Raw genomic sequence first — 22,624 nt, 5'->3', positions numbered from 1 at the left:
TTCGGCCCGCGGCGGCACGCCGCAGCAGGGCCAGCTTCCGGTTCGGCGCGCCCGTGGCAGGGACGAGAACCGGCTTTACGCGTTCACGCGTGAACCTTGTGGATGGCGGCATGGCTGCCCACGGCGCACATGCCGCGGATGCCGGCGCCCGCGCCCTTCAGGGCGGTGAGCACTTCGCCAATATCATGGCCCGGCGGCAGCGACACCAGCAGGGCCGCCCCGTCGAGGGCCTCATCGGGGGCGATCAGCACCTCGGCGAAGGCCGGCAGGGCATGGCCGGCGCGGGCGCTCCAGCCCGAAACCCGCACCGAATAGACCCGTACCTCGGTGACCGCCGCGTCCGGAATGGGATGGGACACCACGAATACCGGCAAGGCGGCGGGGTGGTCCGCCCGCTCCACGAACGGCAGGCGGGCGATGATCTTCGGCGCGCGCTCGGGCTCCAGCGCGGTCCACCAGGGGATGGTGCCGACGGTGGCCGGCAGCAGGCCGAGGTCGCCCTTGGAGGCTTCCACCGCCTCGATCACCCCGCTCGCCCCCATGTGCGGCACGAACGGCACGGTGAAGCCGAAATGGAAGCGCGCGCTGTCGCGCATGGCCGGCTCGCCCACGGCGAGATCGGCATGCACGGCATAGGGGGCCTGCACATAGGTGAAGGTGGCGATGATGACCCGCCAGATGCTTTCCACCGTGTCGAGGGGCAAAAGGCCGTGGTGGCGCTCCACCAGGCGACGCATCATGTCGGCCTCGCGGGCGGGGCGAAAGGCGGAACCGCCCTCGGTGCCCTGGCTCCGCTTCACCTGCACCAAGCGATCGATGATGGCGCTGCGCTCCATGAGGAGGTGATGCATGGCCGCGTCAATGCGGTCGATCTCGGCGCGCAGATCGGCAAGGGAGGGGGGGGCTGAAGGGTGTGTCATGATGGTGCCGGCTCGTGGCGAGGCTTAGCGGGAACGGTGGCGAGAATCAAAGGAATGTTGGCCTTCGCCCCTCTCGCACGCGGGAGCCGCAAGCATCAGGCCGCCCCCGGGGGCGGCGGGTCGGGCCGCGGCGGGTCTGGCTGCGGCGGGTCTGGCTGCGGCATGTCCGGTGCCGGGCGCCGCCGGCGGGCGGCACGCTCGGCGGGTGAGAGCAGCACCGGCTTGAAGAAGCCGGCGGTGGACCCCGCCACCACCCAATAGGCAAGTCCGCCCGCCAGCCCGGCGGCGAGGATATAGAAGCCGTCGCCCACCTCCAGCGCGCCGGCGTCCTTGGCAAAGAGCTGGTTCGCCACGAAGGCCGAGACCGCGCCGTTGGCCGCGTGAAACAGCCACGAGCGCACCGCGAACGCTTCCGAGAACAAGATGCCCACCGACGCCACCAGCCACATCAGCGACAACAGCAGCATCAGGAAGGTCACGGTGGAGATCACCGCGATGACCATGCCCAGCGCCACGTCGTCGGGCGGCAGATCGTCGAACAGGGTGCCGATCCGCCATTGGCCCACCACGATCACCACCGCGCCGGCCAGTACGGCGGCGAAGTAGCCGAGTGGCACCAGCAGCAGGCGCAGCAGAAGACGGACGAGCATATCCACGGGCAGTTTCCTCAGGCCGGCCGACGGCAGACGACTTCCACATTGATGCCGTCGGGGTCGAGCACGAAGGCCGCATAATAATCGGGGTGGTCAGGGGGCCGGAGGCCCGGCGCACCATTGTCGCGCCCGCCGGCCGCCAGGGCGGCGAGATAGAACGCCCGCGAACGCTCGAGATCGGTCACCGAGAGGCCCATATGGTCCAGCATCCGCCCGCCCCCTCGGCCGCGGCGCGCCGGCCTATTCCGCCGCCTCCGCCGCGGCGGCCATGGCCCGATAGGCGAGGCGCTCTCGGGCCGAGAGCTTTTCGCTCTCGCTCTTCAATTGCCCGCATGCGGCGAGGATGTCGCGCCCGCGCGGGGTGCGCACCGGGCTCGCATAGCCGGCCCGGAACACGATGTCCGAGAAGCGCTCGATGGTGTCCCAGTCGGAGCATTCATATTGCGTGCCCGGCCAGGGGTTGAAGGGGATGAGGTTGATCTTGGCCGGCACCCCTTCCAGTAGCTTCACCAAGGCGCGCGCGTCGGCGGGCGAATCGTTGACGCCCTTCAGCATCACATATTCGAAGGTGATGCGCTTGGCGTTGGAGGCGGCGGGATAGGTGCGGCAGGCCTCCATCAGTTCCTTGATGGGGTACTTCTTGTTGATGGGCACCAGCACGTCGCGCAGGTCGTCCCGCACCGCGTGCAGCGAGATGGCGAGCATGGGGCCTACCTCGGCGCCGAGCCGCTCAATCTCCGGCACCACGCCGGAGGTGGACACCGTGATCCGCCGCCGGCCGAGGCCAAGGCCATCGCCATCGGAGAGGATCTCGATGGCCTCCTTCACGCTGTCATAGGCATAAAGCGGCTCGCCCATGCCCATGAAGACGATGTTGGTAACGAGGCGATCGCCCTCGGTGGGCAGGCCCGGCCCCACCGCCCGCGCGCGGCCGGGATAGTCGCCGAGCCGGTCGCGCGCGACCATCACCTGGGACACGATCTCGGCGGCGGTAAGATTGCGCACCAGGCGCTGGGTGCCGGTGTGGCAGAAGGCGCAATTGAGGGTGCATCCGACCTGGCTCGACACGCACAGGGTGCCGCGGTCGCTTTCGGGGATGTAGACGGTCTCGATATCGTGGGGCTTCTCGCCCGGCTGGTCGGCGGGAAAGCGCAGCAGCCACTTGCGGGTGCCGTCCTGCGACACCTGCTCCATCACGATCTCGGGGCGGGCCAGCGTGAAGTGCGCCGCGAGCTTCGCCCGCAGATGCTTGGAGACGTTGGTCATCTCCTCGAACTCGGTGGCGCCGCGCAGATAGATCCAGTGCCATAGCTGGTTCACCCGCATGCGCCGCTCGCGCTCGGCAACCCCCGCCACGCCCAGCGCATCGGCGAGCTTCGCCCGGTCGAGGCCGATGAGGGAGGGCAGCGCGCCCGCGGGCGCGGCAAGGCCGTCCTCGGGCGAGGGACAGGGGGGCGCCACGGCGGCGTCGGCGAGGTCGGGTTCGAAAGCGCGGGTCATGACGTCACACATAAGCTGTCCCGCCGCACCTTTCCACAGGCACGACGGGTCGGGAAGACGCCTTCAACCAGCATATTGGGGCGCCGCCACGGCGGATGCCCCAGATCGCTCCTGCCGTGGCCACGCCTGTCGCGGGCGCGGCTACTTGCACTCCTGCGTCGCGCGATCGAGCGCCTGGCCGATGCCGGAGAGGGAATATTTGTCGGTGGTCGGGTTGCCCTTGGCCGAGGTGCTCACGACGGTGAGGTCGCGGCCCTTGCGCATGGCGTCCACGAGCTTGGTCTCGTCCGCCACGTTGCGCACCCAGGCCCCCTGGTCCTTGGTGTAGAGCTGGAGCGTGAGCGAACCCACGGTGAGGGTCGCATCCGAGCCCTCCTTCATGGGGAAGCCGACGGTGATGCTGACCTCGTTCTTCACGCTCTCGCCGGGGCGGGTGGACACGAAGAAATAGGCCGGATCACGCTTCAGCCCCGCCGGCAGGCGGGTCTTGGGCTGGGAGATGGCGTAGCAGACCTTCGGGCTCGACGTGGAGGCATAGACGCTCCAGTCGCCGAACTGGGCGATCGGCTTCGACTGCCCCTGCCCCTGCGCCGCGGCCGGCGTGGCCAGGGCGGCGGCGGCGAGAACGCCGAGGAGCGACAAAAAGCGCGGAAAAAGGCGCGTCGGACGGACACGACGGGGTGCCATAGCTTCTCCTTTTCGTTGCGGCCCGCGGTGGCGGCGCGGGCTGGCGAAATTGAGGGGTGAGCCTGTGTGCCGCGTGAGCGATCGAGGCGGTGCCGGCAGGATGACGAACATGCCTTGCGTTTTCTTAAACCGGCGACCGCGCTCACCTCAATGTGTGCAAAACTCGAACTTCCATGATCGAAACGCGGCCGCGGATCTTGCGCGATGCCGCCGGCCATGGCGCCAATTCGACGGATTGGAACGCATTCCGCGCCGCCGGACCTCGCGCCCTGGCGGGCCACCCTAGCCGCCAGTCCTTTGCGAAAAGGTAAACCAATGGTGAGCGGGCGCGGTCGAGACCGGAGGCTGGTGCCATGAAGGCGGTTCTGTGCGTGCGTCATGGGCCCCCGGAAGCCCTCGATGTGGTCGATCTGCCCGATCCGGTGCCCGGCCCCGGAGAGGTGGTGGTGGACGTCGCGGCGATCGGGCTCAATTTCTTCGACACGCTGATCATCCGCGATCTTTACCAGGTGAAGCCGCCGCTGCCCTTCTCCCCGGGCGCCGAGTTCGCGGGCCATGTGTCCGCCTTGGGCGTGGGGGTGAGCGGGCTTGCCGTCGGCGACCGCGTCTGCGGCTACATGACCTCCGGCGCCGCCCGCGAGAAGGTGGCGGTGGCGGCCGAGTTCCTGGCCCGTGTGCCCGACGATCTTGACCTCGTGAAGGCGGCCGGCCTCGTCGTGACCTACGGAACCGCGGTCTATGCCCTCAAGGATCGCGGAGAATTGAAGGCCGGCGAGACCCTGGCGGTGCTCGGCGCCTCCGGCGGGGTGGGTCTGGCGGCGGTGGAGATCGGCAAGATCCTGGGCGCGCGCATCATCGGCTGCGCCTCATCACCGGACAAGGTGGCTTTCGCACGCGCCCATGGAGCGGACGAAGGCTTCGACTATGGGGCGGGCGACCTGAAGGCGGGATTGAAGGCGTTTGCTGGCCCGCGCGGGCTCGACATGGTCTACGACCCGGTGGGTGGGGATTTCGCCGAGCCGGCCTTGCGGGCGTTGGGCTGGCAGGGGCGCTTCATGGTCGTGGGGTTTGCCGCGGGCGCCATTCCGAAGATCCCGCTCAACCTGCTGCTGCTGAAGAATTGCGATGCGCGGGGCGTCGCCTTCGGCGCGCAGGCGAATTCAAGTCCCCCCTGGCTCAGGGACACCATCCAAGAGCTCATGGGCTATGCGCGGGAGGGCCGCATCTCGGCCCATGTGGACAAGACCTTCCCCCTCCACCGATGCGCGGAGGCCATTGGCGAGATCGCGGGCCGCCGCGTGAAGGGCAAGGTGGTGCTCACCACCGGGTGAGGCCGCCCCGCGCGCCCTCAATGGGCGCTGCGCATGTCATCGAGTGCGTCGCGGGCGGCGTCGTGATGGTGCGGCTTGATGTGGTCCGACAGCAGCCGCATGGCGGTCATCAGCACCGCCGCGTCGTCGGTGAAGCCCAGCACCGGGAACACGTCCGGCACTGCGTCCACCGGCAGGATGAAATAGGCGAGCGCAGCCAGCAAGGTCGCCCGCACCTTCATCGGCGTGGTGCGGTCGAAGGCCGCGAAATAGGCCGCCGTCGCCTCTTCGGCGAAGGGCACATAGGTGGCCTGTCGCCGCAGCTTCTTCCAGAATCCAGTGCGAACGCGCGCCTCGTCCTTGGCCGCACTCGCCCCATCGGAACCCTTCCCGGCCCGCCACTCCAAAGCGGCGAACGAAGCGGTATTGGAAGACGTCGTCATGGCTCACTACTCGGTCGCGGCCATCGGACACACAAGATTTCGCGGGCACCGCGCTCTCAATCGCGCCGACGACCTTTGGTCATTTGATACAGATCATGTGTCAGGAAAATGAATTCTGCGCCGCAGCGCAATAACAAGCTGCATCAAGGTCGCCAAATAATAGCGCTTCTAAACTGAGGGCATCCCGATCTTCCGTGGGGGGTGTCATCCCAACGGATAGACCGCCTCCACCAGATAGGGGCCGCCGCCCACCGAATCCCGCGACGAGAACAGGACGAAGCGCGGCACATGGAACACGGTGCTGCGATAGGGCCCGCGCAGGGCGAGATAATCGGCCACCTGCCGGCTGGAGGCGTCGCGCAGGCGGGCTAGCGTCACATGAGGCCGGAAATTGCGACCCTCGGCGACGAGCCCCAGCCGCTGCATGATCCGCTCCTGCTCGGCCTGCAGCTCCATGATGGCGGCATTGACCTTCACCGCCGCGAACACCGAGCGCGGCTTGCGCCCGCCGAACTGGTCGAGCCCCTGTAACATCAGGTCGAATGCGGGACGGCGCACCGCTCCGAGCATGTCCATGATGTCGCGACCGGTGGCGTCGTCCACGTCGCCGACGAAACGCAGCGTCACATGGTAGTTTTCCGGATCGATCCAGCGCGCCCCGGTGAGGCCGCCCCGCAGAAAAGACAGGGCGAGGCCCACGTCCGGCGGGATCTCGATGGCGGTGAACAGGCGCGGCATGGCGGCCTCCGCAGTGATGTCCGGTCCGATCCTGCGCGCATCAAAGAAGATTCGCGCCGCCGAGGAAAGCCGTCCCGCGCCACATGACGAGATGGGCGCGAGCCGGTCCCCGCATCCCGCTGCCCTATTTGGGGGCCGGCACCAGAATGTCGATCTTGAGCGCGTCCGGCGCGGTGGTGACGAGATCGGTGCGGTAGCGCTCCACATAGAGCTCGTCGGCGTTCACATTTTTCTCGTCGAGATAATTGGCGATCTGCTCATAGGTGTTGTCCATGTCGGCGAACGAGCCGGAATGGGTGAATTTCAGCACCTTGCCCGCATAGGAGCCGCCGAGCTTCATGGCGCCGCCGGGCTTCTGGGTCGTGGTGCCGGAAAACGGCAGTTGCGCCTCGAATTCGAAGCCCCGGTCGTCGGACGAGGTGTAGACCACCAGGACGTCGCCGCCGCGGGTGAGCCCCAGCCGGGTCAGCTCCTTGTCGAGGGTCTTCATGGCATCGACCAGCTTGTCGTAGGCCTCTTCCCAGGTGGCGGTGCCGGACAAGGTCAGCACCGGCACCGGCGCCAGGGTCAGCTCCTCCGGGGGGGCGAAGGGCGCGGCGGGCGCGGGCGCCACCGGCTGAGTCGCCACGCTCTTGGGATCGACCACCGGCGGCGGGGTCAGGGCATCGTCTTTCTGCGCGGCGGGGGCGGGCGCCGTCTCCCCGGCGCGGGCGGGCGCGGCGGCGACCAGAGCCGACGATACGGCCAGCGCCAGCGCCAGCCGGCCCCTGGCTTTCAACATCGTCTTGGTGTCGAACATCATCGAAGTCCCATGGGTGCCCTGCGCCGCGCGAGCCGACATCGTCCGTCCTCCGTGCCGGCCCGAGTGCCCGGCAGCGCACCGTTTCTATCATGTTCGTCGGCATCTTGGAGGCCACACTGCGGCCGGGATGGGGCGCACGGGGGTGGCGCGCGGGCGCGTTCGGCGCCATATAGAACGCAACCAATCCGTTGATGCCCGCCCGTTCCCGGAAGGGGGCCGAAGACCCATGACCGCGCTCGCCCATAGCCCCTTCGTGAAGATGAACGGTCTCGGCAACGAGATCCTGGTGCTCGATCTGCGCGAAAATCCGGTGGACCTGACCCCCGCCGACGCCCGCGCCCTGGCGCGGCCGGGGGTGCTGCCGTTCGATCAGGCCATGGTGCTCTATCCGCCGCGGCGGGAGGACACCGCCGCCTTCGTGCGCATTCTCAACAATGACGGCTCGGAATCCGCGGCCTGTGGCAACGGCACCCGCTGCATCGCCGCCTATGAGGCCGAGCGCACCGACGCGCGCCACATCCGGTTCGAGAGCGAGGCGACCCTGCTCGACTGCCGGGTGCATGACGACGGCACCGTGACCGTGGACATGGGCGCCCCCCGCCTCGCCTGGCGCGACATCCCGCTCGCCCATGAGGTGGGCGACACCGCCGCCGTCACCGTGCCCGGCTTCGAGGCGCTGGGGCCGGCGAGCCTCGTCAGCATGGGCAATCCCCACGCGGTGTTCTTCGTGCCTGACGCCGATCAGGTGGATGTGGCGGGCCTGGGCGCGGCGCTGGAGCGCCATCCGTTGTTCCCCGAGCGGGCCAACATCTCGTTTGCCAGCCTCACTGGGCCGGACGACATTCTGCTTCATGTGTGGGAGCGTGGCGCGGGGCGCACCCGCGCCTGTGGCACCGCCGGCTGCGCCACCGCCGTCAGCGCCGCCCGCACCGGCCGCACCGGTCGCATGGTGCGGGTGCGCCTGCCCGGCGGCGACCTCGCCCTGGAGTGGCGGGCCGGCGACGACCATGTGCTCATGACCGGCCCGGTGGCCTACGAATTCCGCGGCAAGGTCACCCCCGCCATGATCGGGGAGAGCATCTGATGGCGGACCGCCCCGCCGTGCGGGTGGAAACCTTCGGTTGCCGGCTCAATGCCCTGGAAAGCGACGGCATGGCGCGCGCCGCCGCCGCCGCCGGCGTCGAGCGCACCTTGGTGGTGAACACCTGCGCGGTGACGGGCGAGGCGGTGCGGCAGGCGCGTCAGGCCATCCGCCGCGCGCGCCGCGCCGATCCGGACCTGCGCATCGTGGTCACCGGCTGCGCCGCCCAGACCGAGCCCGAGACCTTCGCCCGCATGGCGGAGGTGGACCTGGTGCTGGGCAACGCCGCCAAGGCGGCCCCCGCCACCTGGGTCGAGGTGCGCGCCAGCCTCGACTTCGGCCTGTCCGCCGAAGCGCGGGTGCGGGTGCAGGACATGGCCACCGTGCGCGAGGCCTCGCCCCATCTGGCCGCCGCCTTCGCCGGGCACACCCGTGCCTTCGTGGAGGTGCAGAACGGCTGCGACCATCGCTGCACCTTCTGCATCATCCCTTTCGGCCGCGGCCCGTCCCGCTCTGTCCCTATGGGCGTGGTGGTGGAGCAGGTGCGCCGGCTGGTGGAGGCCGGGCACCGGGAGGTGGTGCTGACCGGCGTCGACCTCACCTCCTACGGCGCCGGCCTGCCCGGCTCGCCCTCGCTTGGCCGGCTGGTGCGGACCCTGCTGCGGCAGGTGCCGGAGCTGGAGCGGCTGCGCCTGTCCTCCATCGACGCGGTGGAGGCGGATGCCGATCTTCTGGCCGCCCTCGCCGAGGAACCGCGGTTGATGCCGCATCTGCATCTCTCGCTGCAATCGGGCGATGATCTGGTGTTGAAGCGCATGAAGCGCCGCCACACCCGCGCCGAGGCCCTGGCCTTCATCGCCACCCTGCGCCGGCTGCGGCCGGATCTGGTGCTGGGCGCCGACATCATCGCCGGCTTTCCCACCGAGACCGATGGACAATTCCGCACCACCCTCGCGTTCCTGGAGGAGGCCGGGATCGCGTTCGTTCACGCCTTCCCGTTCTCGACCCGTCCCGGCACGCCGGCTGCCCGCATGCCCCAGGTGGCGCCCGCCGAGGTGAGCGCGCGCGCGGCGCGGCTGCGGGCGCTCGGCGCCCATCTGCTGCATCGCCACCTCGCCGGCGAGGTGGGGCGCCGCCGCGCGGTGCTGGTGGAAGCGGGCGGACGCGGGCATACGGAACACTTCACCCCGGTGCGCCTCGCCCGGCCGCTCGCGCGCGGCACGCTGGCGGATGTGCGCATCGCCGGCCACGACGGCGCGCGCCTGATCGCGGCCTGATCTCTCATCAAGGAACGGCACGACGCCATGAGCCAAGAGGACCTTCGACCGGAGCCCAAATCGGACCCCCAATCGGACTCCGAGGGCGCCGCTCCGACGCCCGCCGTGACTGAGGAAACGAAGAAAAAGAAGCGCGGCTTCTGGGGCTGGCTGACCGGCCGCGCCGCAGAATCTCCCCAAGACGAGGCTCGTGAAGGCGAGCCGCGTGAAGCCGAACCGGCGCCGGCCACCGGAGACGCCGGGCCCGCCGAGACCCCGCCCGCCGTCCCGGCGGATACGGGGACGCTGCCCGTGGAGCCCGAGCCAGAGCCGCAGCACCGAGGAGACGTCGCGGGCGACGGGGCTGGGGAGGCCGATACCGCGGCGGCTCCCTTCGCCGCCGAGATGGTCGCGACGGAAGCGGAGCCGGCGCCCGAAGTCCCGCCCATGCCGCAACCGCCCGTGCCGATGGTCTCAAGCCAGCCGCAGGCGCCCGAGGCCCCGCCATTGCCGGATAAGGTCGCGCCGGCAGAGGTTGCGATCGACGTGTTCCCCTTGCCGGTGTCCGCGCATCCGGCTCCCGCCGCCATGCCGGAGAGCGTGCCGGCGCCGGTCGAGCCCGCGGCTGCCCCGATGGCGGCTGTGCCGCACCAGGACGAGAGCGATGGCGCGCCGGTGGCCGGGGAGGCGGAGGCCAAGCCTGCGGCCAAGAAGAGCTTCTGGGCGCGGCTGACCTCCGGGCTGGCCCGCACCGCTTCGAGCCTCGGGCAGGGCATCACCGACCTCGTCTCCAAGCGCAAGCTGGATGCCGAGACGCTGGAGGATTTGGAAGACATCCTCATCCGCGCCGATTTGGGGGTGGAAACCGCGACGCGGATCGTCGAGGCCGTGGGCAAGGGCCGGCACGACAAGATGATTTCGCCCGAAGAGGTCAAGGGCCTGATCGCGGTCGAGGTGGAGCGCATCCTGGAGCCGGTGGCCAAGCCCCTGGTGGTGGATGTTCTCCACCGTCCGTTCGTGGTGCTCATGGTGGGGGTGAACGGGTCCGGCAAGACCACCACCATCGGCAAGCTCGCCGCCCAATGGCGGCATGAGGGCAAGAAGGTGGTGCTGGCCGCGGGCGACACGTTCCGCGCCGCCGCTGTTGACCAGCTCAAGGTGTGGGGCCAGCGCACCGGCACCAAGGTGATTGCCCGCGAGCCGGGCGCGGATGCCGCCGGCGTCGCCCACGAGGCCATTACCGAGGCCCGCGCTGATGGGGCGGATATCCTCCTCATCGACACCGCCGGCCGGCTCCAGAATCGCACCGAGCTGATGGCCGAGCTGGAAAAGATCGTGCGGGTGGTGAAGAAGCTGGAACCTTCCGCGCCCCATGCGGTGCTGCTGGTGCTCGACGCCACCGTGGGGCAGAACGCCCTTTCGCAAGTGGAAGTGTTCACCCGCATCGCCGGGGTGACGGGCCTTGTGATGACGAAGCTCGACGGTACCGCGCGCGGGGGCATCCTGGTGGCGATCGCGGCCAAGCACCGGCTGCCGGTGCATCTCATCGGCGTCGGCGAGGCGGCGGACGATCTTCAGCCCTTCACGGCCCGCGACTTCGCTCGCGCCATCGCCGGGCTGGAGTGAGCCGTTCCATGTCGCCCGGGTCCCGGAGCTGCCCCGCGGCGGAAGCGCCGCACCCGGCGCGGCGCCTTGGGCGCGGGCCGGGCGTGGAACGTCAGTGCGCCTTGGAGGATCCCGACCCGCCCCCGATCCGCTTGCCCAGCTGCGCGAACATGTCGCTGGCGGTGAGGATGATCAGGGACACCAGCATGGTGGCGGTGGCGGTCAGGGCCGACACGATCAAGAACGGGTAGCCGAACGCGTAGACAAGGCACGCGAAGGCCACGAACAAATTGAAAATGAAATAATATTTCGCGTCCGGCAAGCCGTGGACGGCATCCTTCAGGAGCCAACCGACGACGGGAACGTGAAAGAACGCGCGCGCGACCGCCTGCATATCCATACCATTCGAAATGAGGTTGAAACGTCATCCCGATGGGACGGCGCGGCGCTGATCCTTGTCCGGTTTTTGATCTGGATCAAGATATCACGCGCCACCGCGGGGCGACAGGTTGCCGCGACCCGGCCTCGGCCCATCCGGCCCGAGGCTTCGCGGCCCGGCAGAACCACCCAGGGGGGTCGTTCTGCCGGGCCGGCTCCGGCGTTCGCCTGAAGCGGGCCTAAAGGCCGAGCCCGGCCATGGCCGGCGTGGCATAGCGCGTGCCGGCCACTGCGTCGGGCGGGAACAGGGCGTCGAGGGTGGCGATCTCCTGCGCCGAGAGACGGATCGCGGCCGCTGCGACGTTCTCTTTCAGATATGTGACGCGGCGCGTGCCGGGGATTGGGATCACATGGTCCTGCTTGTTGAGGATCCAGGCGAGGGCGATCTGGGCGGAGGTGGCGCCCTTTCCTTCGGCGAAGGCGGCAAGCGCCTCGACCAGCTTGCGGTTCTCCGCGAAGGCGGCGCCCGAAAAGCGCGGATTGGAGCGGCGGAAGTCGTCCGGCGCCAAGGCGTCGGGCGAGGTCACCGCGCCTGTGAGGAAGGAGCGGCCGAGCGGCGAATAGGCGACGAAGGCCACGCCCAGTTCCCGGCAGGCGTCGAGCATGCCGGCCTCGGGCTCGCGGCTCCAGAGGGAATATTCCGTCTGCACGGCGGTGATGGGGTGCACCTTGTGGGCGCGCCGCAAGGTTTCCACCGAACATTCGGACAGGCCGAGAAAGCGCACCTTGCCGCGCTCCACCAGGCCCTTCATGGCGCCCACCGTCTCCTCGATGGGGGTCTTGGGATCGACCCGGTGCTGGTAATACAGGTCAATGGTGTCGATGCCGAGCCGGTCCAGGCTGGCGTCGCAGGCGGTGCGCACATAGTCGGGGCTGCCATCGACGCCGAGGCGCTCGCCGTTCGGCCCGCGCACATTGCCGAACTTGGTGGCGAGCACGACCGCGTCACGCCGTCCTTTCAGGAATCGGCCGAGCAGGCGCTCGTTGTGCCCAACCCCATACATGTCGGCGGTGTCGAGCAAGGTGATGCCGAGATCGAGCGCGGCCGCGAGGGTCTCAAGCGATTGCGCTTCGTCACTGGCGCCGTAGAATTCGGACATGCCCATGCAGCCGAGGCCGAGGGCGGATACAGTGATGCCGGAGCGACCGAGCGGGCGCTGAGCGAGAAGGGGATGGCCCATGACGGGACCTCATGAAAAGGGGAGGGGGGATCGACGCAAACCGCGCTGAACCGAAATGTAAACTACACTGTACCGTTTACTTTGTCAAGGGCGGCGCTCGGCGCCGTCCAGCCGCGCGCGGCAACGGGGACACCACATGGAGAAGACCCGCCAGCAGGCGGATAGGGACCGGCCCGGCAAGCCGGCCGAAGCCGAAGCCGAAGAAGCCCCTTCGCAGGCGCCGACTGCGCCTGGAGCCGCGGCGCCTGGAGCCGCAGCGCCTGCCCACGGCCCGGACGGCGATCGCCCCGTCGCCGACAAGCGCGGCGCGGCGGCGCGGATCCGCAAGGCGGCGCGCGGGCTGTTCCTGGACAAGGGTTATGGGGGCACGTCGATGGATGCGGTGGCGGCGGCGGCGCCCGTGTCCAAGCGCACGCTCTACCATCACTTCGCCAGCAAGGCGGATCTGTTCGCCGCGGTCATCGACGAGGCGTGGTCGCATCTGACGCGCGCGCCCCTGCTGCCCGGCGATGCGCGGGGCGACCCCCGGCCGGTCCTGACGGCTTATGTGGAGCGCCTGCAGGCCCATTGGGATCGGCCGGACGTGATCCCCCTGCTGCGGCTGGTGATCGCCGAGGCGCCGCGCTTTCCCGAATTGTCGCAGGCCTATTTCGCGGCCGGAAAGGAGCCGGCGGTCAAGGGGCTCTCGGCTTATTTCGCGGCCCTGGCGGCCCATGGCCGCCTCGCGCCGGGGATTGAGCCGACACTGGCGGCGGCGCAATTCCTCGGCGCCATCAAGGAGCCCCTGTTCTGGCCGCGGGTGCTCGGGGTTCCCGTGGCGTTTTCCGTCGAGGCGGCCGTGGATCGCGCCATCGGCGCCTTGCTGCACGACACCCCGCCGCCTGCCCGCCGCGCCCCCTGACGCCGGCGCGCGCCGGGCGCAGGGGAGCAGCGCGGCCGGCTCCCTTGCCCCGTGCTGGCGCCCCTGCTAAGAGCCGCGCCATCGCGCCGACGCGCGCGCCCATCCCTCTCATAAGACAGGACGATCCCCATGGCGATCGAGCGCACCTTCTCGATCATCAAGCCCGATGCGACCCGTCGCAACCTCACCGGCGCCGTCAATGCCGTGATCGAGGCCGCCGGACTGCGCATCGTTGCGCAGAAGCGCATGCTGATGACCAAGGCCCAGGCCGAGACCTTCTACGCGGTCCACAAGGAGCGCCCCTTCTTCGGCGAACTCGTGTCCTTCATGATCTCCGGCCCGGTGGTGGTCCAGGTGCTCGAAGGTGAGAACGGCGTTGCCAAGTACCGCGACGTGATGGGCGCCACCAACCCGGCCAACGCCGCCGAGGGCACCATCCGCAAGCTGTTCGCCGAATCCATCGAGGCCAATTCGGCCCACGGTTCCGACAGCGTCGAGAACGCCGCGGTGGAAATCGCGCAGTTCTTCGCCGGCAACGAAATCGTCGGCTGACGTCCCAGGGAGCACGGCGCCGGACGGCCGGGCTCCCTTCACGTCCCCGTGGCCGGCCGCTCGGATGGCGAACGGCTCTGGATTTTGACAGAACTTCACCTTAAGACACCCCGTCACAGTGGCCGCCGCGAGGGCTCATGCCCGCCCGCCGCCCGGACCCCGCGACCTCTGCCCCGGCACCGCCCGATCCGGGGCGACGGGACCAGCGCGGAACCGACGGGACCTTCCCATGGATTTTTCTTCCCCCACTTTCTGGCTTTCGGTGCTGCAGATCGTTTGGATCGATCTGCTGCTGTCGGGCGACAACGCGGTCGTGATCGCCCTGGCCTGCCGCTCGCTGCCGAAGGCCCAGCGCAAATGGGGCATCCTACTTGGCGCCGCCGCCGCGGTGGTGCTGCGCATCATCTTCGCCTTGGCCGTCTCGCTGCTGCTCGGCGTGCCGCTGCTGAAGGTGGTGGGCGCGCTGCTCCTGTTCTGGATCGCCATCAAGCTCGCCACCGGCGAGGACGACGACGGCCATGAGGTGAAGGCCGCCGACACCTTGTTCAAGGCGGTGCGCACCATCGCCATCGCCGATGCGGTGATGAGCCTCGACAATGTGGTGGCGGTGGCCGCCGCCGCGCGCGGCCATGCGGAGCTGTTCGTGTTCGGGCTGGTGCTGACCATTCCGCTGATCGTGTTCGGCGCGCAGATCCTGCTCAATCTGCTGCAGCGCTTCCCGCTGCTCATCTGGGCCGGCGCCGCGCTGCTGGGCTGGATCGCCGGTGACATGCTCCTGCGCGATACCCTCGCGCTCGATCTCCTTGCCCACATCGATCCGGCGCTGGTGGTGGAGAATGAGCACGGCCTCAACCCGGCGGCGCTGCCCCATTATGCGGCGAGCGGGTTCGGTGCCCTGTTGGTGGTGGTGTCGGGGCTGGTGCTGCGCCGCCGTGCGTCCTCGGAAGGCGCGACCTGATCCCATCGAGAGCCCGGCGCGCGGTCTCGATCGCCTTCGGCGAACCCCGGTTCACCGAAGGCGCTCTAACTATTTGTTTCCACGAAATTCTGGACGCAAGATCGCTTCCCGCTCTCGCTGAAATTGTCCTAGGCACTTGAGTTCACGCGTTTTCTTCAGGCGAAACCGATATCCACTTCGCGTGAAAATGCTCTAAGGTCGGCGCCATGAACCACCGCGTCGCTCCGCCGTCCGCCCCGGCCGCCGCGCGCCCGCATGTGCGCGCCTCGGTCTGTCCCCACGATTGCCCGTCCACCTGCGCCCTGGAGGTGGAGATCGAACCCACGGGTCGCATCGGCCGCATCCGGGGGGCGAAAGACAACAGCTACACCGCCGGCGTCATCTGCGCCAAGGTTGCCCGTTATGCCGAGCGCGCCAACCATCCCGAGCGGCTGCTGACGCCTGTGTTGCGCACCGGGCCGAAGGGCTCCGGCCAATTCCGGCCCATCGACTGGGACGAGGCTCTGGACCGGGTCGCCGAAGGGCTCCTCGCCGCCGAGCGGGCGCATGGGGCGCAGTCCGTGTGGCCCTATCATTACGCCGGCACCATGGGGCTCGTAATGCGGGACGGCCTCACCCGCCTGACCCATGCTAAGGGCTATTCGCGCTTCTTCTCCACCATCTGCGTCAACCCGGCCTGGAGCGGCTACCTCGCCGGCGCCGGGCGCATCGCGGGAGCCGACGCGCGTGAGATGGGGGTGTCGGACCTCATCACCTTGTGGGGCACCAATGCGGTCGCAACCCAGGTGAATGTGATGACCCACGCCGTGCGCGCCCGCAAGGAGCGCGGGGCGAAGATCGCGGTGGTGGACGTCTATCGCACCCCCACCATGGAGCAGGCGGACGTGGCCCTGCTCATCCGCCCGGGCACCGACGGGGCGCTCGCCTGCGCCGTCATGCATGTGCTGTTCCGCGACGGTTTGGCCGATCGCGCCTATCTCGACCGCTATGCCCGCGACACCGCCGCCCTGGAGGCGCATCTTGAAACGCGCGGCCCGGCCTGGGCCGCGGCCATCACCGGCCTGCCGGAAGCGGAGATCGAGGCCTATGCCCGGCTCGTGGGCGCGACGCCACGGGCCTTCTTCCGCATCGGCTACGGCTTCTCCCGCTCCCGCAACGGCGCGGTGAACATGCATGCGGTCGCCTCGATCCCGGTGGTGGCGGGCGCCTGGCAGCACGAGGGCGGCGGGGCGGTGCATTCCATGTCCGGCATCTACGGCTGGAACAAGAGCATGATCGAGGGGCTCGACCTGCGCGATCCGGCGGTGCGGGCGCTCGACCAGTCGCGCATCGGGCCGATCCTCATGGGCGAGGTGGACGCGCTCGCGGGCGGTCCGCCGGTGGCGGCGCTGTTCATCCAGAACACCAATCCGATGGCGGTGGCGCCTGAACAGGAGAAGGTGCGCGCCGGCTTTGCCCGCGACGACCTGTTCACCGTGGTGCACGAGCATTTTCTCACCGATACCGCGCGCATGGCGGATATCGTGCTGCCGGCCACCATGTTCACCGAGCATGACGACCTCTACCAAGCCGCCGGCCATCCCCACATCCTGTTCGGCCCGAAGCTGGTGGAGCCGCCGGGGGCGTGCCGCTCCAACCATGAGGTGGTGTGCGCGTTGGCGGCGCGGCTCGGGGCGTCCCATCCAGGGTTCGGCATGAGCCCGCGCGGCTTGATCGACTGGACCTTGCAGGCCTCAGGCCGCGGCACGCTCGCGGAGCTGGAGGCCGCACGCTTTCTCGACGTGACGCCGCCATTCGCCACGGCCCATTTCCTCGATGGCTTCGGCCATGCGGACCTGCGCTTCCACTTCGCCGTCGATTGGGGGGCGCTGAAGTTCTCCGCGCCCCGCACGTTCGGGCCGGTGGCCGAGATGCCCACCCTGCCGGACCATTGGGCGGTGATCGAGGAGGCGACAGCCGATTATCCGTTCCGCCTGGTGACGGCACCGGCCCGCAACTTCCTGAATTCCACCTTCACCGAGACCGGAACCTCGGCGGGGCGGGAGGGGACGCCCTCCCTGCTCATCCATCCGGAGGATGCGGCCGCGCAGGGGCTCGTGGAGGGGGACATGGTGGTGGTGGAGAGCGTCCGGGGCCGGGTGCTGCTGAAGGCCCGCCTGTTCGAGGGGCTCCGGCGCGGGGTGGTGGTGTCGGAGCAGATCCAGCCCAACCGGGCGCACCGGGAGGGGCGGGGCATCAATACCCTGACCGGCGCCGATCCGGTCGCCCCGGCGGGCGGCGCCGCGTTCCACGACAACCGGGTGCGCCTCGCTAAGGTGGCGGTGGAATAGCGGGCGCCAGCGCCCGCCGTCTCACACCTTCGGCGCGATCAGGGGCGCAAGGCCGCCTTCGACCCCGGCGATCTCGACCCGCTCCTGCGCCACCGTGAGCCGGCCCGCGGCCAGCAGCTCCAGGCCCTTGGGGTAGATCACATGCTCCTGGGTCAGCACCCGGTGGGCGAGCCGATCCGGCGTGTCGCCGGGCTCGATGGGCACCACGGCCTGGAGGATGATCGGGCCTTCGTCCATCTCGGCGCGCACGAAATGCACCGTGCAGCCATGCACCCGCACCCCTGCTTCGAGCGCGCGCTCGTGGGTGTTGAGGCCCTTGAAGCTGGGCAGCAAGGACGGGTGCACATTGATCATGCGGTCGCGCCAGCGCTCCACCAGCCAGGGGGTGAGCAGGCGCATGAAGCCGGCGAGGCACACGATCTCGATGCCCGCTTCCCGCAGCACGCCGTCAAGGGCGGCGTCGAAGGCGAGCCGGTCGGCAAAGCCCTTGTGGCTGAGCACGCGGGTGGGGATGCCGTGGGCGGCGGCGAAGTCGAGCCCGGCCGCATCGGCACGGTTGGACAGCACCAGCGCGATCTCGGCGGGAAAATCCGGCCCGGCGGCCGCCTGCACCAGCGCCGCCATGTTGGAGCCCCGGCCGGAAATGAGGACGGCGGCGCGCTTGCGGCCGCTCATGCCGCAAACCCGAAGTTGGCAACCCCTTCATAGACCACGTGCGGCGCTTGGGCTCCGTCCGCGCCCGGCGCGATGACGCCCAGACGCACGACGCTGTCCCCCGCATCGGCGAAGGCGGCGGCGACAGCCGCTTCCCGGTCTGCCGGCACCACCACCGCCATGCCGATGCCGCAGTTGAAGGCGCGCAGCATCTCCTCGGGGGCGACGGCGCCGGTGGCGGCGAGCCAGCGGAAGACCGGCGGCACCTCGAGGGTGGAAAGGTCAATGCGGGCGACGGTGCCCTTCGGCAGCACCCGCGGCAGGTTCTCGGTAATGCCGCCGCCGGTGATGTGGGCGAGGGCCTTCACCGCGCCCGTCTCGCGGATGACTGCGAGCGTGCTCTTCACATAGAGCCGGGTGGGCGTGAGCAGGGCCTTGCCCAGGCTCGTCTGTGGTGCGAACGGCGCCGGCGCGTCCCAGGCGAGGCCGGAGCGCTCGACGATGCGGCGCACCAGGGAATAGCCGTTGGAATGCACGCCCGCCGAGGCGAGGCCGAGGATGACGTCACCGGGCGCGACGTCCGGGCGGGGCAGCAGGCCGTGGCGCTCCACGGCGCCCACGGCGAAGCCGGCGAGATCATAGTCGCCGTCCGCATACATGCCGGGCATCTCGGCGGTTTCGCCGCCGATCAGCGCGCAGCCCGACTCCTTGCAGCCGCGCGCGACGCCGGCGACGATGTGCGCGCCCACCTCCGGCGCGAGCCGGCCGGTGGCGAAATAGTCCAGGAAGAAGAGCGGCTCGGCGCCCTGCACCACGAGGTCGTTCACACACATGGCGACGAGGTCGATGCCGATGGTGTCGTGCACGCCGGTTTCGATGGCGATCTTCAGCTTGGTGCCGACGCCGTCGGTGGCGGCCACCAGCAGCGGGTCGGTGTAGCCGGCGGCCTTCAGGTCGAACACGCCACCGAACCCGCCGATGTCGGCATCGGCGCCGGGGCGGGCGGTGGCCTTCACCAGGGGCTTGATGAGATCGACGAGGCGATTGCCGGCGTCGATATCGACCCCCGCGTCGCGATAGGAAAGTCCGTCCTGAGCCATCGGGTCCTCGCGGCAGGGCGGCGCGTCGTGGCCTGACGCTGGCCGAGCCCTGACCTGGTTTGGGCGGCAGGCGCTAGGTCGCCCGCCCTCGCGGCTTAGCCGCGAACGGCCGGCAAGGCAAGGCGGGGCAGGGCTGCGGCCCGCATGGGGCGGGTTGGCCGCCACCGGTTTCGCGGCGAGGGGTTTCAGCCAAAGCAGAAGGAGGGGTGAACACGCCCGCCGCCCCGGGGTGGCCGACGGACGAGGACGGCGCCGGCTGCCGCCCGCGCCGTCAACCATGCGCCGGCGATCTGGAGGCCGCGTCTAGCGGTGGGAAAGCGGGAGAGGTCGCAACCGGATTTCGGGACATGCTGTGTGGCGTAATGACGCATGGCGGTGGTGGTGGCGGCAAAGCCTTGGCGCCTCTCGGTCAAGGGGCGCGTGCGCATCACTCTCCATGCGCCTCCGTGACCTCAGGAGCCCTTGTAGGTCTATACGACGGAGGTAGTATTTACCCTCTCCCTTGAGGGTGCCTCATGAAGACGCGACAACTTCTGGTTTCTTCGACCGTCCTTGTAGCCGCGTTGGCTGTTGGTCCGCTCGTCATCGGCGGGGCCGCGGCACAGACCCCCGCTCCGCCCGCCGGCAGCGCGGCGCCGCAAGCGGTCCAGCCCGCGTGGCCACGCACCTATGCGGTGGGCAGCGCACAGCTTCAGCTCTACCAGCCCGAGGCCCGCGCGTGGCAGGGCGGCAGAATCGCGGGCCGTGCCGCGCTGGCGGTGGGACCTGCGGGCGCCGTGCCCCATTACGGCTTCGCGGAGATCTCCGCCCGTGCCCATGTGGATAAGAAGAAGGGCATCGTGGTCCTGACCGACGTGAGGGTCCAGAGTGTGGATCTGCCGGCGGCTCCGGACCAGGCCACCGCGGTGAACGCGGCGCTGCAAGCGGATTTCACCAAGCAGCCGCTCTCCCTGCCGCTCTCGCTGGTGCGCGCGACCGCCGGAGCGCCACCGGCGGCGGTCGCGCCCAATCCCAAGCCGCCGCAGATTGCCTTTACGGACAAGCTCACGGTTCATGTGCCCATTTCGGGCGATCCGGTCTTGCGCCCGGTTTCCGGCGCCCCGGGCTTCGCGCGTGTGCTCAACACGCAGGCGATGCTGCTGAAGGACCCGAGCGGCACCTATTTCCTTCAAGCGGGCGGTTCCTGGTTTCAGTCGGCGGCGGTGAAGGGGCCGTGGGCCGTCGTCGCCAACGTCCCCGACACGGTGACCGCCGCGGCCAAGGCCGCCAATGGGGTGCGGCAGGCCAATCCGCTCCTGCCGCAGAACGGCAAGCCGATCTCGCCGCCGCCCGCCGTCACCGTCTCCACCGAACCGACCGAGGTGGTGCAGACCGATGGTCCGGTGCAGCTCTCGCCCGTCATCGGCACCGGGCTCATGAGCATGTCCAACGCGGACCATGCGGTCTTCATCGATCCGTCGAATGGCGCATTTTATGTCCTGATTTCCGGTCGCTGGTTCACTGGGCCGGCGACGACGGGTCCCTGGACCCTGGTGGCCAATCATGCCCTGCCGGCCGACTTCGTCAACATCTCGACGCAGGATCCCAAGGCGCAGTCCCTGATCTCCGTCTCCGGCACGCCGCAGGCGAAGGAGGCGGCGATTGCCGCGACCATCCCGAAGACCGCGGTGGTTCCGCGTTCCACCACCGCCAAGGCGGTTTATGACGGCAAGCCGCGCTTTTCGCCCATCCCCGGCACCCGCCTGAAATACGCGGTGAACAGCACCGAACCGGTGATCCGGGTGGCCGAGCACCGGTACTATCTGGTCTCGAAGGGGGTCTGGTTCAGGGCGGCCGATCCGCGCGGACCCTGGGTTCTGGCGGTGGAGGTGCCGGAAGAGATCTATGCCATTCCGGCCACCTCTCCGGTCTATTATGTCACCGGCGCCCGCATCTATGACGTGACCGCCGATGCGGTGACCGCGGGCTACACGCCCCTTTACATGGGCGTTCTTGTTGGCCCGTCCAATACTGTTGTCTACGGCACCGGATATAGCTACGCCGATTATGTGGGGACCCAGTGGGTTCCCGCGCCGGGCACCTTCGGCTATGGCGCCGGCTTCACCATCGGCGCCACGGGGTTTGGTTTCGGGTTCGCGCCGGGCTGGTCGTGGGGGGCAGGCATCGCGCCCTATTGGGGGCCCTATGCGGGATCCACGCCCTTTGGCCTCGGCTGGGGCTTTGCGAATGTGGGCGTCGCCAACATCTACGGCGCCTGGGGGCCGGGCGTGTCACTGGGCGCGGGCTGGGGCGGCGTCGGGGTCGGCGTCTCCGCCTGGTCCTACGGTGCGTGGGGCGGCGTGGGGGTGAGCTTCGGCGGTTTCGGCGGTGGCTTTGCCGGGTCCTTCGGCGGCTTCAGCGCCTATGGCGGCAATTACATGAACGGCGCCGCCAATGTCCATGTCGGAAACACGATTATCAATAATAACAATATAAATGTCAATAATGATAATATAAACAACAATTCCGATAATGGGCATAATGCCAATATTGGCAATAACAGGCCGCCCGCTCCCAACGTGAATCACGGCCCCAACCCGGGCGCTGGCCCGAACCAGGGCCATCCCGGTCCGGATGGCGCGCCGGGCGGTGGTCCGAATCCGAATCATCCCAGTCCGAGCGGCGCGCCCGGCGGCGGCCCGTTGACGGACCATGGTCCGAGCAACAACGGCGGCCCACTGACGGACCACGGCCCCAATCCGGGCGGCAGCCCGACCACGAGCGCTCCTGGCCCGAGTGGTGCGCCCGGCGGCGGCCCGTTGACGGACCATGGTCCGAGCAACAACGGCGGCCCACTGACGGACCACGGCCCCAATCCGGGCGGCAGCCCGACCACGAGCGCTCCTGGCCCGAGTGGTGCGCCCGGCGGTGGCCCGTTGACGGACCATGCTCCCAATCAGGGGAGCGGTCCGATCCCGAGCGGCCCTGGCCCAAGCGACAAGCCCAGTGGTGGCTCGACCACGAGTAGTCCGGGGTCGAGCGAAGGCAGCGGTGGCGGTTCAACGACCACGGGCGGGCCGAGCGACAGCGCGGCGGCGCGAGATCCGCAGAACCTGGACCGGACCTTCAGCGGGGCGGCCAGGCCGGACGCCGCCGCGGAGGAGCAGCGCCGGGCGCTTGAGGATCGTGAGCGCCGTGGTGGTGGCGACGAACAGCGCCTTCGTGAGGATCGCGAAGGACAGGAGGAACGCGAACGCGCCGAACGCGAGCGGCGGGAGGGCGGCGAGCGGAGCCTCCGCGAGAACCGCGAACGCCAGGAGAACCGCGAACGCCAGGAGGAGCGCCAACGTCAAGAGGAGCGAGAGCGCCGTCGCGGCGAGGAGGATCGCGGTCGCCGGTGACAGGGTAGGGGGCTGCTTCAGCTCGGGCTGGAGCCGCCCGCCGCATTCCGCGCCTCGCGAGGGGGCTTATGAAAGACGACCCCGGGGGCATCCTTGCGCCCGGTTTTTTTTACGGATGCCGGTCGATGTGGGGCA

20 protein-coding genes and 1 pseudogene are annotated in these 22,624 nt (G+C 69.4%); 9 read left to right on the top strand and 12 right to left on the bottom strand.

Features of this window, described 5'->3' with window-relative positions; translation table 11 throughout:
* Positions 1–83 precede the first annotated feature (83 nt).
* From HUW53_RS18990 to HUW53_RS18970, 5 genes and pseudogenes are all read right to left on the bottom strand, one after another.
* On the bottom strand, positions 84–920 hold the full coding sequence (locus HUW53_RS18990; protein WP_237347330.1) for a chorismate mutase: 837 nt from the start codon (positions 918–920) through the stop codon (positions 84–86).
* A gap of 95 nt (positions 921–1,015) precedes the next feature.
* A complete protein-coding gene (locus HUW53_RS18985; protein WP_370877818.1) occupies positions 1,016–1,570 on the bottom strand; it encodes a hypothetical protein in 555 nt (184 codons plus the stop codon).
* Between the two features lie 17 nt (positions 1,571–1,587).
* Positions 1,588–1,731 (bottom strand): annotated as a pseudogene (locus HUW53_RS18980) (VOC family protein); the annotation flags it as partial.
* Between the two features lie 82 nt (positions 1,732–1,813).
* Positions 1,814–3,073 (bottom strand): dual-specificity RNA methyltransferase RlmN, encoded by a 1,260-nt coding sequence (rlmN, locus tag HUW53_RS18975; protein WP_237347328.1) that lies wholly within the window; start codon positions 3,071–3,073, stop codon positions 1,814–1,816.
* A 141-nt stretch (positions 3,074–3,214) separates the two neighbouring features.
* Positions 3,215–3,760, bottom strand: a complete 546-nt coding sequence (locus HUW53_RS18970; protein WP_237347327.1) for an invasion associated locus B family protein — start codon at positions 3,758–3,760, stop codon at positions 3,215–3,217.
* 353 nt (positions 3,761–4,113) lie between these two features.
* Here HUW53_RS18970 and HUW53_RS18965 point away from each other — a divergent pair, with 353 nt between their 5' ends.
* Positions 4,114–5,091, top strand: a complete 978-nt coding sequence (locus HUW53_RS18965; protein WP_237347326.1) for an NADPH:quinone oxidoreductase family protein — start codon at positions 4,114–4,116, stop codon at positions 5,089–5,091.
* 17 nt (positions 5,092–5,108) lie between these two features.
* Here the strand turns inward: HUW53_RS18965 and HUW53_RS18960 are convergent, their stop codons facing one another.
* The 3 genes from HUW53_RS18960 to HUW53_RS18950 all read right to left on the bottom strand — a co-directional run bounded on the left by HUW53_RS18960 (position 5,109) and on the right by HUW53_RS18950 (position 7,092).
* Positions 5,109–5,513, bottom strand: coding sequence for a YkvA family protein (locus HUW53_RS18960; RefSeq protein WP_237347325.1), 405 nt, complete (start codon positions 5,511–5,513; stop codon positions 5,109–5,111).
* A 204-nt stretch (positions 5,514–5,717) separates the two neighbouring features.
* Positions 5,718–6,251, bottom strand: a complete 534-nt coding sequence (gene thpR / locus HUW53_RS18955) for an RNA 2',3'-cyclic phosphodiesterase (RefSeq protein WP_237347324.1) — start codon at positions 6,249–6,251, stop codon at positions 5,718–5,720.
* A gap of 124 nt (positions 6,252–6,375) precedes the next feature.
* Complete coding sequence (locus tag HUW53_RS18950) at positions 6,376–7,092, bottom strand: GyrI-like domain-containing protein (protein WP_237347323.1); 717 nt, start codon at positions 7,090–7,092, stop codon at positions 6,376–6,378.
* 187 nt (positions 7,093–7,279) lie between these two features.
* Between HUW53_RS18950 and dapF the strand changes: the two genes are divergently transcribed.
* The 3 genes from dapF to ftsY all read left to right on the top strand — a co-directional run bounded on the left by dapF (position 7,280) and on the right by ftsY (position 11,016).
* Positions 7,280–8,137, top strand: a complete 858-nt coding sequence (dapF, locus tag HUW53_RS18945; RefSeq protein ID WP_237347322.1) for a diaminopimelate epimerase — start codon at positions 7,280–7,282, stop codon at positions 8,135–8,137.
* Positions 8,137–9,411 carry a tRNA (N(6)-L-threonylcarbamoyladenosine(37)-C(2))-methylthiotransferase MtaB gene (gene mtaB, locus HUW53_RS18940; protein WP_237347321.1) on the top strand — a complete coding sequence of 425 codons (1,275 nt, stop codon included), beginning with the start codon at positions 8,137–8,139 and terminating at the stop codon, positions 9,409–9,411. Before dapF ends, mtaB begins: the two co-directional genes overlap by 1 nt.
* Before the next feature lie 291 nt (positions 9,412–9,702).
* Complete coding sequence (ftsY, locus tag HUW53_RS18935) at positions 9,703–11,016, top strand: signal recognition particle-docking protein FtsY (RefSeq protein WP_419836132.1); 1,314 nt, start codon at positions 9,703–9,705, stop codon at positions 11,014–11,016.
* 91 nt (positions 11,017–11,107) lie between these two features.
* On the opposite strand, the gene HUW53_RS18930 is transcribed toward ftsY, so the two are convergent.
* Positions 11,108–11,389 (bottom strand): hypothetical protein, encoded by a 282-nt coding sequence (locus tag HUW53_RS18930; RefSeq protein ID WP_237347319.1) that lies wholly within the window; start codon positions 11,387–11,389, stop codon positions 11,108–11,110.
* Between the two features lie 223 nt (positions 11,390–11,612).
* Positions 11,613–12,614 (bottom strand): aldo/keto reductase, encoded by a 1,002-nt coding sequence (locus HUW53_RS18925; protein WP_237347318.1) that lies wholly within the window; start codon positions 12,612–12,614, stop codon positions 11,613–11,615.
* A gap of 136 nt (positions 12,615–12,750) precedes the next feature.
* Here HUW53_RS18925 and HUW53_RS18920 point away from each other — a divergent pair, with 136 nt between their 5' ends.
* The 4 genes from HUW53_RS18920 to HUW53_RS18905 all read left to right on the top strand — a co-directional run bounded on the left by HUW53_RS18920 (position 12,751) and on the right by HUW53_RS18905 (position 17,355).
* A complete protein-coding gene (locus tag HUW53_RS18920) occupies positions 12,751–13,515 on the top strand; it encodes a TetR/AcrR family transcriptional regulator (RefSeq protein ID WP_237347317.1) in 765 nt (254 codons plus the stop codon).
* A gap of 129 nt (positions 13,516–13,644) precedes the next feature.
* A complete protein-coding gene (gene ndk / locus HUW53_RS18915; protein WP_237347316.1) occupies positions 13,645–14,067 on the top strand; it encodes a nucleoside-diphosphate kinase in 423 nt (140 codons plus the stop codon).
* A 229-nt stretch (positions 14,068–14,296) separates the two neighbouring features.
* Positions 14,297–15,025, top strand: a complete 729-nt coding sequence (locus HUW53_RS18910; RefSeq protein ID WP_237347315.1) for a TerC family protein — start codon at positions 14,297–14,299, stop codon at positions 15,023–15,025.
* Positions 15,026–15,231: 206 nt separating this feature from the next.
* The gene (locus HUW53_RS18905; RefSeq protein ID WP_237347314.1) at positions 15,232–17,355 is read left to right on the top strand and encodes a molybdopterin-containing oxidoreductase family protein; all 2,124 of its coding nucleotides are present in this window, start codon (positions 15,232–15,234) and stop codon (positions 17,353–17,355) included.
* A gap of 21 nt (positions 17,356–17,376) precedes the next feature.
* Here the strand turns inward: HUW53_RS18905 and purN are convergent, their stop codons facing one another.
* The gene (gene purN / locus HUW53_RS18900) at positions 17,377–18,030 is read right to left on the bottom strand and encodes a phosphoribosylglycinamide formyltransferase (protein ID WP_237347313.1); all 654 of its coding nucleotides are present in this window, start codon (positions 18,028–18,030) and stop codon (positions 17,377–17,379) included.
* Positions 18,027–19,109, bottom strand: coding sequence for a phosphoribosylformylglycinamidine cyclo-ligase (gene purM, locus HUW53_RS18895; protein ID WP_237347312.1), 1,083 nt, complete (start codon positions 19,107–19,109; stop codon positions 18,027–18,029). Before purM ends, purN begins: the two co-directional genes overlap by 4 nt.
* A gap of 515 nt (positions 19,110–19,624) precedes the next feature.
* Here purM and HUW53_RS21880 point away from each other — a divergent pair.
* Positions 19,625–22,489: a carbohydrate-binding family V/XII gene (locus tag HUW53_RS21880; RefSeq protein WP_272904319.1), complete on the top strand. Its 2,865-nt coding sequence runs from the start codon at positions 19,625–19,627 to the stop codon at positions 22,487–22,489.
* The last annotated feature ends 135 nt before the right edge of the window (positions 22,490–22,624 follow it).

Origin of the sequence: Xanthobacter agilis, assembly GCF_021730435.1 — a bacterium.
GTDB lineage: Bacteria > Pseudomonadota > Alphaproteobacteria > Rhizobiales > Xanthobacteraceae > Xanthobacter > Xanthobacter agilis.
This window is presented reverse-complemented; position numbering and strand designations above follow the sequence as displayed.